We start from the raw sequence: 9,796 nt of genomic DNA, 5'->3' as shown, positions 1-9,796 counted from the left end.
GCGGGCCTCGGGCGGGGTTCCCTCGCGGTCGCGGCGGGTGATCTCGGCGTCGATCTGGCCGAGGATGCTCTCCTCGGTGCGCAGTCCGTTGCCCAGTCGGGTGATGCGGTCGCGTACCCGGCCGATCGCCTGGTCGTCGAGGACGTGGGCGCGGGCGTAGCGCGAGGCGGAGGCCCGGTTGAACTGGGTGGAGCGTTCGAGGATCGGCCAGTCCCGCTCCGGGGGTGCGGCCTGTTCGGCCGCCGACACCGCCGAGGTTGCTGCCGCGATCTGCTCTGCGGTCGCGGCCGGATCGGTGCGCAGCCGGTCGAGGGCAGCACGGGACGCTCGCACCGCCTGGATCTGCCGGTCCTGACGCTCGACCTCGGCGACACGCCCATCGACCGCCGTCACCGCGGAGTCGGTGCCGCTGACGCGGGCGAGCTCCTGCTGGGCCAGGGCCAGCAACCGCCGATCCTCGCCGAGACGTTGGACGCTGGATCGGCGAGCTGCGGCGAGTTCGGCGTCGGTGTAGCGGGCATACGGCGAGTCCGGCGTCGCCGACCCCTTCCGCTGCGACGGCGGGGTAGTCAACCGGGCGATCGCTGCTTCGGCCTTCTCTCGGCGAGCACCGCGCAGGTAGGCCAGGGGGTCGTGCTGGTCGTCGGGTGCCCCGGCGACGACCCGGGAGACCGCGATGTCGCGCACGGTGGTGTGCCACAGCCGGGTTCGCCTCGGATCGTCGCCGGGGGTGCCGACGGCGGCGAGCCACGGGGCGCTGCGCTCGATCGCGGCCGTGAGGTAGGAGTCGATGAAGGCGTGCATCTGCTGCTGCTGGGCGCGGGCGTAGGCGGTGAGGATCGGATCCATCTGTGCCGCCGCATCCGTCAGGGCCGGCACCTTGTACCGCGCCAGATCATCCCTGCGGATGCGCGGCAACCCCGGCCGGTCGGTGGGGGAGATGCGGTCCTTCAACGCCGTGGCCAGGACACGGCCGGGAGCGTTCTCGCCGTCGTCGAGGCGTCCAGCCTTGCCGTGCTCGCGCATCGTGTCGACGGCCTCGCGCAGCAGAGTCTCCGTGTCCCACCCGAAGGTTTCGGCCTGGGCGACGCAGGTGACGATGGTGTCCCAGCCGCCGAGGTCGTGCACCCAGCCGAACTGCCGCTCGGTGAGGATCCGGCCGAGGAGCTGTTCGGTGTAGTCCTCGTACAGCGCGCTTACCGCCAGCTCGTAGACCTCGGTGAGCTGCGACCACGACGCGGCCTGGCGCTGGGCCTGTTCGATCATCTGGTGGGCGGTGCGCTGCGAGCCGTCCCGGCCCAGGATCTTCGCCAGCAGTCCGATCGCGCCGGGATGCTCGTCGGGGCGATGTTCGACGTCCCAGTCGGGGAGCTCGTCGTGCGCGGCGTAGACGATGTTGGCGAGTTTGCCGCGGGTCATCGCCACGTACAGCGACTGCCGATCCATGGTCGCTGCGGCGAGGACGTGGCAGTGGCCGACGGTCATGCCCTGACAGCGGTGCACGGTAGTGGCGTACCCGAGTTGGATGTTCTCGGTGAGGTAGTCGGCGGCGACGGTGACCTGGCCGCCGCTGATGGTGTGGCGCAGCCGCAGCGAGCCGTCGGTGCCGATCCCCGCCACGGTCCACAGGTCGCCGTTCTTCACCCGACCGGACGTCTTGCCGTCGGAGCCGGTCACGACGTACTTGGAGTTGTTCTTGCGGGTGACCACCACGTCCCCGACGGCGGCTTCGAGACCGTCGGCGAGGATGACGCCGGAGCCGGTGACGGTGCCGTTGTCGCGGTAGTAGGCGGCGGCCTTCTCGTTGAGCTGGCGCACCAGATCGTTGGTCGGGGCGACCATCACCGTGACATGGCCGGCCTCGACGTCGGCGACATAGGCATCGAACACCATGCCGGTCAGCTCGTGCGCCATGCCCTCGCGGATGCGGTCGTTCTCGGCGTACCAGTCGAGGGCCTCGGCGTTGCCGCTGCGCAGCCGCAGGCTCGCCTCGGCCTCCCCCTCGGTGGCGAACCGGTGCACCTTCTCGAGGAACGGCGCACCGGTCAGATCGGCGAGATCCCGCAAGACGCCACCGGCTTCGACGGAGGCGAGTTGCTGCGGATCACCCAGCAGCCGCACCACCGCACCGGCGTCAGTGGCGAGGCGGGTCAGGTCCGCCAGATCCCGGGCCGAGGCCATGCCCGCCTCGTCGACGAGCAGAAGATCACCCTTGTCGATGCCGGTAGGCAGACCGGCCCGGTGGCGGGTGAGCACGTCGGCGATGGTGCGTCCCTGCACCGCAATCTCTTCCCCGAGCACTTCGGCGGCACGGGCCGACGGACCCAGCGCGATGACTTTTCCGTAGCTGGTCTCCCAGGCGCGGGCGATCACCGAGGCGGCGGTGGTCTTGCCGGCCCCGGCCGCCCCGACCGCCACCGCCACCTTTGTCTTCGCGGTGAGGAAGTGCTCGATCATCGCGATCTGGTCGCCGCCGAGGCTGTGGCCGGCCTTGCGCTCCGCTCGGCGGATCTGGCGTCGGATCACGAAGTCGGAGACGGTGCGCTCATCGTCGGCGAACGCCTGTTCGCGCATGAACTTCTCGGCCTCGAGGACCGACTCTGCGGTGTACCGCATATCGGCGCGACCGACGAGCTGGCTGCGCACCAGGCCGCGTTCGATGCGTTCGGTGACGCGCTCCGGGCCGTGATACTCCTCGGTGAAGGTCGGCTTGCAGTAGTCCCGCAGCGCCAGTTCCAGGGCGTTGTCGTACATCGCCCGCAGCTCCTCGTCGTGGGCGAAACCGAACTCGCGCAGCTCCCGATCGAGCTGCGCGGACAGGGAGAACACCGTCCAGGTGCCGACCTTGCGCGAGAGCGCATCGACCACGTTCTCCACCAACGCGGGCACCTGGGTGGGGGAGAAGAGCGGACGACGGTCGCGTTCGCCTTGCACCGCATCGACCAGCTCGGCCGGATCGCTTCCGGCGAGGATCGCCCCGGCGCGCTCGCGCCATTCGGCCCGCAACTCGGACAGCGACCGGGGTGGATTCTTGGCGTTGCGGGTATCGAGGGTGGCCTGCTGCGCGTGGGCGTACTGCACCTTCTTCGGCGGATTCTTGCCGTACTTGGCCTTGTACTCACGCGCCAGCTCCTCTTGCCGGACCTCGATTTCCGACCGGCGGGAGAACTCCTCGATCAGCGACAGCGGGATGCCGTCGACCTCGTAGACCGGCTGCTTGCCGACCGGGGTATCGGGGCGGCGAGCGAAGGTGACACCGAGCTTGCGCGAGACCAACTCGGCCACACGGGTGTTGTACTTCTCCGAGGCGGCGACGTTGGCCTTGTACAGAATCGACCCGTCGATCGTGGTCCACTTGTCCTCGGCGAACACCCGGTTGAGCACGGCGCAGTGGGTGTGCAGGTTCGGATCGGAGGCGCGATTGTCGTAGTGATCGAACCGGGCGACCAGCAGGCCCTCGGCCTTGACCTTGCGCGCACCGCCGGCCCCGCGGCGGGTGTAGATCACCTCGTTCTCGATCCACTCCAACGTCTCGGACACCGCCTGCGCATGGGCTTCTTCGACCGCGGACTTGACCTTCTCGTCCCCGAGGCCCCACAGCAACGACACCGACTTCATCGGCGTGAACACCAGGTCATAACCGGCCACCGGCTGCCGAACCTTGGTGTACTGCTCGGTGATGAACTCCCACACCTGTTGCTCGCTGAGCAGGTCGGACTTCTCGCCCTTCCTGCGGCGAAGATGCTTGCGGGCGGTCGAGAGCTGGACCGCCTTCTTCGCATCAGGGGCCGGGTATTCGCCGTACTGCGCCTTGTAGGAACTGCACAGTTCCTCGACGTCGTTGACGTACTCTTGGCTGTTCTCGTACCACGAAAATGCCCGGCCCAACGCCGTCGCCCGCGACCAGTTCAGCCGGTCTTGGATCGGGGCATCCGGTCCGGGCCTGGTATCGAATGCGGCAGGTGTGCGAGCGGCACCGAACACCGCCCGCATCGCCGATTCGGTGACTTCGGTGCCGATCTCGACACCGACCTTTTCGGCGAGTGTGCCGCACCAGATACCGGGTGGAGTGCCCTTGGTGACGTAGTAATCGACCGCATCGGCCTTGCGGGTCTCAGTGGCGTCGCCCTTGGCAACGTGCTTGGTGAGATAGACATAGCCGTCCCCGGCGTTGAGCTTGTGGACGGTCATCACGGAAGTTGATCATGCCATGTCGCAGCTTTAGTGCATGAGGTGTGTAGAAGTTTTGGGGCTGACCACAGGTCAGCCTGGGCGTGCCTAAAAACTCGACGGTTCTGGGCACGTGACGAGGGGTGCCGGCGTGAGGTATCAGGGGGAGCGGTTCGGCGGGAAGGGGAATCAGAACTGTGATCCGATACGGCAACACGGCGTCCGGGGTGTGAAGCCGTGTGCGGCCGCGGTGAGCCGATACACTCCCGGGCCATGGCCACGTCTTCGAAGGCGGCAGCGCGCCGCTCCCTGCGCCCGCACACCACCCCGAACGTGCGCGAGAACCTGCGTCGGGAAAAGGAGCGTGTGCTCGCCCGCCAAGCCGAACTGGAGACACTCGCAGCGCCGATCAACGAGGCGGCCGCCCAACTGGCGAAGATCGACGCGATCGTCGATGCGCGAGCTGCGGCCGCACAACGCAAGATTGCGCAGTTGGAGAAGGCACGCGACAAACGGATCGAGAAGATCCGCGCCGAGTTCGCCGCGAAAATCGCCGCCGCCCGCACCGACGCCGAGTCGACCGAGCTCGGCCTGACACGCGACGAGCAGGAACACGAAGAAGCCTTGCTGCTCGACTATGCGCGAGCGATCGTCGCATTCGCCGAGGGCGCGTCAGCCACCGAACTCGCGTCGGTTCTCGGCGTCGGCACAGGAGAGGCGAAGAAGGTCCTCGAACAGGCAAAGACGGACCTTGCGACATCGAGTGTTCCTCTCGCCCCGGTCGAAACCGCATCGGTGACCACCGCCGAGGCTGCGGTCGGCGCGACGTCACCGGCCGCGCCGGCAGCTGTCGGATCGTGACGGGCCGGTGAGTAGTGCTCGGCGACGGCGAGCCGGCTCTTCGACCTCGAACCGCAGGCCCGACTGGGCCTGCGGCTTCTTCTGCGCGGCCATCGCCGGGGAGTTGAGATGTCCGTCGTAGCGAGGAAAGTCATCCGGCACGAGCTCATGCCCACGACGGTCTTGGACAAGATCGAGCGTGAGCCCCTGCCGGTGAACACCGACCGGGTTCGCCGGAGCCTGAACGGGACACGTGAGCAGGCCCCGCGACAAGCGCATGTTCGAGCACGCAGGGCGTTGGGGGCAACTTCTGTGCACCGGTGACCTCGACACAATCCGACGGGTCGTGCTCATCGATGACGAGCTCGGGCACGAGGTGCGCACTCTCTCGCCTCTGACCGTTCTGTGGACCGAGTCCAGGCGCCTCGACGTTCGAGATACCGTGCGCCACCATGTCGCGGCGTGAAACCGCGAACCGGGCGCACGAGCGGTCAGGGTCGTGTGAAGAGCGTGACGCTCGATGAGTTTCGGGGCGTGGTGTCGACAGACTGACCGGTCATCGATGCCAGAGGTCGAGTGACTCCCAGTGCTGTGGGACGCCGAGGGACGCGATCGACAAGGCGTGCGAGGTCGGGAACGCCTGCAGTAGCTCGGTCAGTCGCCGGTACCAGTCCGTCTCGGCTTCGATCGAGGGGAGAAGGTAGGCGATCACGGCCAGCGCGTTGTATGTGCCGAAGACACCTTTGGCTGTCTGCTGGTCCCGAAGGTGGTCGAGGAGCGGTACTTGTCCGGCTTTGGGTCGCGCCGGCGCATGCTGGAGTTTGCGGTTGAACAGGCGCGCGTGGTGGGCTGCGACGTTGCGCACGTAGTTGAGGCTGGCGAGCCAACTGACCATGAGCTTCTTGGTCGGCACCCCGAAGGCGAGCGCGATCTCTTCGGCGTCCTGCTGGCGCAGCCCCCGGTAGAGGACGGAGAGTTGGCCGAGTTCGAGCAGCTCGGTCAGCGCCCAGACCGGCATCCGGTCGTCGTACTTTTCCCGGAAGTGCGCGACGAACTGCTCGTCGGACTGGGCTCGCCGCTCGCGGGCGCGTTCGAGCCACCTCGCGTGCGAGCTGGGAATCAGCTCCCCGCTGTCGGGGTCGGTCCCCGGCTCGGTGAACGCCTCCGTGAAGCAGGTGGGATCCTCGTGCGCGAAGGCGGAGGTGCGCCCGAGCACGTACCCCACCTGCATCCGCACCGCGACTTCGAGGCGTTCGACGCCGTCCATGACAAGCATGCGCAGCCGCCGGTCGAAGTCGATGATCGCCTCGGCATGCCCCAGCCTCGTTCCCGGCCGGTAGCCGCTGAGCACACGGGTGTACGTGCGGCCGTCGTCGTCGACGTGCTGTTCGGACTTGCGGAAGGGGTAGAGGTAGCCGGTGAGCCGGTAGTAGCCCACGGCTTTGAGCAGCGCGGCCGCGCGGTCACGGTCGCCCACGTCGACGCCCTGGCTCGCCAGCCGCTCGACCTGTTGTTCCAGGGACAGCCAGGGCTTCGTGTACTCGACCATGAATATCCCCTGCACAAAAGAAAATCAGCCCGCGCCTTGCAGCAACGGGCTGATCATGATGACTCGATGGTAGCACGGCCTTTCGGCAGAACGCTGGCATTGTCCTCACACGTCGGGTTCGCGGCTCGAGTGGTGGGGGCGGGACAGATCGACACACGGATCATCAGCCTTCGGCGCGGGGATGCCGCCGGTTCGTACCTGGTGAGAGTCTCGGTGGCCGAGGGTCGCGGCGGCGATGGCGCGTAGGTCGACGCCGTGGTCGATGATCGGGCCGATGGGGATGGGGTCGGTGGCGTCGGTGATCGCCATGTCGAGCACCTTGCGCATCAGGCGGGTGCCGCCGGTCTGCATGTACTCGTAGCGCCCCCAGACGAATTGCTCGCGGAGGTCTCCGAGCAGAGGGTTGTGGGCGAGGTCGGCTTTCTTGACGGCGATGAAGCGGTCGGTGTGCAGGGTGTAGCCGGCCTCGGTGCACAGCTGCCGGAAGAACGCGAACTGGGTTCGGGTGTTGCCCTCGCGGAAGGGATGGACGTAGAACCGGGAACTACTCGCCTGGACGCAACCGTGGCTGCGTGGAACGGCCCTACTACCCAGTACTGACCGTCCGGGGGCCCGCACCGCACCCCGTGATCTACCGGGGAGGCTCGCTCTCACGCTCAGTGACTGTGATCGCTCCGCCGCCCGCCACTGGCAGCATGTCGTTCGGGTTTTGTCCGGCCACAGCGTCCCGTGCAAATTCCTCGTATGTTTCGGGTTCGCCATCCTCGATGAACGGGTCCTCAACCGGCGGCTCGTAGTCGCCCTCGATCAAAGGCTCGTCGCTCGGATCGGGATCCTGCGAACTAAACACGATAGTTCCCTCCTGACTGGCAGAGTCGCTGGTGCCGGTGGAGTTGCGGTACAGCACAACCGCGCCGCCCGTGGTCGACGTGACAACAAGTACAGCAGCCACGTGTTTCTCGACATAATGGTGGAGTTCCCGCGTCACCAATCCCCTCGGGAAGGCCGCCGCACCGGCTCGACAGGTGGATCTGTCTCTAATCACGAAGGAGTGCGCCTCCGATGTAGAAGGAGCTAACTGTCGCGGCTCCTAGCACACCCGCAACAATCACTGCAACGACATATCCGACCCCGAACCGCCGTGTTCTCCAACGGAACATCCCAGCGATGCCTGGCAAGACACAGATCACCAGACATAGTGCCCAGCTCGCCCAATATGCAGGGCTCCCTTTGTAGAGCCCTTCCCAGAGGGGGAGAGGGGGCATCGGATCCGGGACCGCGATGTCGAAGGCTCTCCGAACGCCGAAAGCCAATGGCTGGTAGACGAATACCCCTATGACCAGTCCGGTGAACGCTCCTGCTGTCGCCGGCCATCGTCCGACGACACCAGGAGCGCGGTCACCCACTATGCCACTCCGGACCAGGTCTGAACCGATCCGGAACCATAGACGAGAAAGTTCCGGGCAAGCCCCAAGAGATACCCTTGTCGAGCATTCTCGACGGCGGCTTGGGCCATGTTCCCGTACTCTCCAGTAGGTTTGGCGAAGTCGTAGACGTCGTACATATGCACTTCCTGTCGCCATTGAATCTGGTGGTTGCCCGGTCCTCCAGGATGAGCGATCACCGCGATCGTCGGAGAAACACTGTAATGCCCGAGAGACTGGACGTGGTCCTGCTGATACCCAGCTGCAGGCATCCACGGTGAATCGTAGATTACCTTGACTGCCTGACCACGGTTGTCTGCCTCTGTGATAGCTCCAGCGACACCGAGTGCCTTCTGGGAATCTGCGATCACCGACGGAGACCCCGTAGCGTCATTCGGGTAATTGTGATGGTCGTCAACGAACCACGAATCAAGAACTGAAGTTCCTAGTGCGTAGTCGGTCCCCGTCGCACCGTAGTAATGATCGAACATCGCCTTGGCTGTCGGAGCACCTACTTCGGTGAAGTAGGCAGACGTTGCAGATGCCACCTGGAGGTTCTCTTGAGCCGCAGCCCCGGTAGGGTCGGAAACCGTGCCGAACTGGCTATTGTCTACCGGGCAGGTAGGAGAGTTTGCGGGGTCAGGAAACTCACAGTAGTTCGGATGTATTCCGGTGTCATAGCTCTTGAACCCCTGGGATGGGTCTTGAAGCTCCGAAATCGCTCGGAGTGCGTGATTCGAGCCAAGATAAATCGACCCCCGTTGGTACAGCTGAATGGTCGAGCCAGGTTCTCCCACAACAATATCGTTGTCACTGGTGGGGTACCCGTATTCACCTTGCTCATATCCTGCGAGCGACCACAAAGACAGGATCCTCCCCGTTACCGGGTGTGCCCCATGGGTCGGGTGCCAGTATATGACGCCGCGTTCGAAGCGGTCCATCTGACCCTGTCCGTCGGGGAGTGGGATCTGGTCCTGGATGGGGTAGCCGAGCAGGCTGCCTGGGGTTTCGGCGCCGACGCTGTTCCATTTGTCGCGCAGGGGCCCGTTGCGGATGGCGGAGCCGACGGCGTTCTGGAAGGCGACGTAGATGGCGCCGTTCTGGAATTCCTGGTGGCGGCCGACGGCGTCGGCGTGGACGATCTCGTCGGTGGTGGGGTAGCCGAGCCAGCCGGCTTCGTAGCCGTGGATGCCCCAGCGGTTGAGGAAGCTGTTGACCACCGGGTGCGCGCCGGTGGCGGCGGACCAGTAGATCGGGCCGTTGAGGAAGGTCACCCGCTCGCCGGTGCCTCCGGGGTTGATGATGTTCCCGCTGGTGGGGTAGGACAGGAAACTCGCCGGCCCGCCGAGGGCGTTGTACTTGTCCCGGATCGCGCCGCACACCTCGAACCACGAGGGCCAGTAGACCTGGCATCTCGAAGCGGTCAGGCTGCGGGAGGACCTCAGGCGTGCCTCGGCGATCTCGGCCTTGTCGGCGTCTTCCTTGGTGAACGGCGCCGGGACCTCTTCGCGGTCCGAGCGCATCTGCCCGGGCACCAGCGTGGATTTGGGGTTCTCGGTGGGGTGCCAGTCCGGGTCCGGTTCGGCGGTCTTGGACGACAGGGCCGGATCGTCCGGCGGCACGGGCTGGTCGGCGGCTGGTGGGGCCGGGCGCAGTTCGGCCGGCAGCGGCGGCACCGTCTCCGCCGGCGGCGCCTGCGCCGGGGCAGGGGCCGGTGCGGGTGCAGGGGCCGCGTCGGTGCGGGAGGTGTCCGGGCGCGGTGTGTCCGGGGCCTGCGCGGGCAACGCCTCGGCGGCCGGAGTCGGGGTGGGGG

The 9,796-nt window shown here is 66.4% G+C and carries 6 protein-coding genes; 1 reads left to right on the top strand and 5 read right to left on the bottom strand.

Annotated elements, in window-relative coordinates:
* A partial coding sequence (gene mobF / locus G6039_RS29045; protein WP_164528174.1) for a MobF family relaxase occupies positions 1–4,191 on the bottom strand: 4,191 nt, incomplete at its 3' end.
* A 312-nt stretch (positions 4,192–4,503) separates the two neighbouring features.
* Between mobF and G6039_RS29040 the strand changes: the two genes are divergently transcribed.
* On the top strand, positions 4,504–5,031 hold the full coding sequence (locus G6039_RS29040; RefSeq protein WP_152103984.1) for a hypothetical protein: 528 nt from the start codon (positions 4,504–4,506) through the stop codon (positions 5,029–5,031).
* A gap of 535 nt (positions 5,032–5,566) precedes the next feature.
* On the opposite strand, the gene G6039_RS29035 is transcribed toward G6039_RS29040, so the two are convergent.
* The 4 genes from G6039_RS29035 to G6039_RS29020 all read right to left on the bottom strand — a co-directional run.
* Complete coding sequence (locus tag G6039_RS29035) at positions 5,567–6,559, bottom strand: Abi family protein (protein ID WP_043800237.1); 993 nt, start codon at positions 6,557–6,559, stop codon at positions 5,567–5,569.
* Positions 6,560–6,664: 105 nt separating this feature from the next.
* Positions 6,665–7,213 carry a hypothetical protein gene (locus G6039_RS30895; protein ID WP_232334230.1) on the bottom strand — a complete coding sequence of 183 codons (549 nt, stop codon included), beginning with the start codon at positions 7,211–7,213 and terminating at the stop codon, positions 6,665–6,667.
* Entirely contained in the window at positions 7,191–7,547 is a 357-nt protein-coding gene (locus G6039_RS29025) for a hypothetical protein (protein ID WP_043800239.1), read from the bottom strand. The genes G6039_RS30895 and G6039_RS29025 overlap by 23 nt, the downstream gene beginning before the upstream one ends.
* A 417-nt stretch (positions 7,548–7,964) precedes the next feature.
* Positions 7,965–9,796 (bottom strand): LGFP repeat-containing protein (locus G6039_RS29020; protein WP_277606688.1); only part of this gene is annotated, 1,832 nt, incomplete at its 5' end.

It is taken from the genome of Rhodococcus aetherivorans (assembly GCF_011058165.1).
GTDB classification, from domain to species: domain Bacteria; phylum Actinomycetota; class Actinomycetes; order Mycobacteriales; family Mycobacteriaceae; genus Rhodococcus; species Rhodococcus aetherivorans.
This window is presented reverse-complemented; position numbering and strand designations above follow the sequence as displayed.

Coding starts and splice junctions, on each gene's coding strand:
- G6039_RS29035 (WP_043800237.1), bottom strand. CDS start 6,559: ATGGTCGAGTACACGAAGCCCTGGCTGTCCCTGGAACAACAGGTCGAG.